General features: G+C 65.3%; 1 protein-coding gene. It reads left to right on the top strand.

Going from position 1 to position 698, the window contains the following annotated elements; all coding sequences use genetic code 11:
• Positions 1–600: NAD-binding protein (locus EOA38_RS38190; RefSeq protein WP_189435256.1), on the top strand; the 600-nt coding region annotated here is incomplete at its 5' end.
• Between the last annotated feature and the right edge of the window lie 98 nt (positions 601–698).

Raw genomic sequence — 698 nt, 5'->3', positions numbered from 1 at the left:
GTGCTGGGCGGCGGCGTCGTCGGCCTGCATGCGGCGAAGATGGCTGCCGGCCTTGGCGCTGACGTCACCATAATCGACCGCTCGATCCCGCGCCTGCGCCAACTCGACGACATTTTTGGCGGCCGCGTCCATACGCGTTACTCGACCGTCGAGGCGCTTGAAGAAGAGTGCTTCTCGGCCGACATCGTCGTCGGCGCGGTGCTGATCCCGGGCGCCGCCGCACCCAAGCTCGTCACCCGCGAAATGCTCTCCGGCATGAAGAAGGGCTCGGTGCTCGTCGACGTCGCCATCGACCAGGGCGGCTGCTTCGAGACCTCGCATGCCACGACGCATGCCGAGCCGACCTACGAGGTCGACGGCGTGATCCACTATTGCGTCGCCAACATGCCGGGCGCCGTGCCGGTCACCTCCGCGCATGCGCTCAACAACGCGACGCTGCACCACGGCCTGCAGCTTGCCGACAAGGGCCTGAAGGCGCTGGTCGACGACCACCACCTGCGCAACGGCCTCAATGTCCACAAGGGCAAGATCACCAACCGCGCCGTCGCCGAAGCGCTCGGCTACGAAATGGTCGAGCCGAAGGCGGTTCTCGCCGCCTGATTTAGAAGAAAACAGCTTCCTCCTGTCGCGCCCGCCGGCCCTTCCGGCGGGCTTTTTCTTTTCTGGTTCTCGCGCGAGAAATCCGGGCAACAAAAAAG

The sequence above is a fragment of the Mesorhizobium sp. M1E.F.Ca.ET.041.01.1.1 genome, assembly GCF_003997355.1.
In the GTDB taxonomy this organism is placed as follows: domain Bacteria; phylum Pseudomonadota; class Alphaproteobacteria; order Rhizobiales; family Rhizobiaceae; genus Mesorhizobium.
This window is presented reverse-complemented; position numbering and strand designations above follow the sequence as displayed.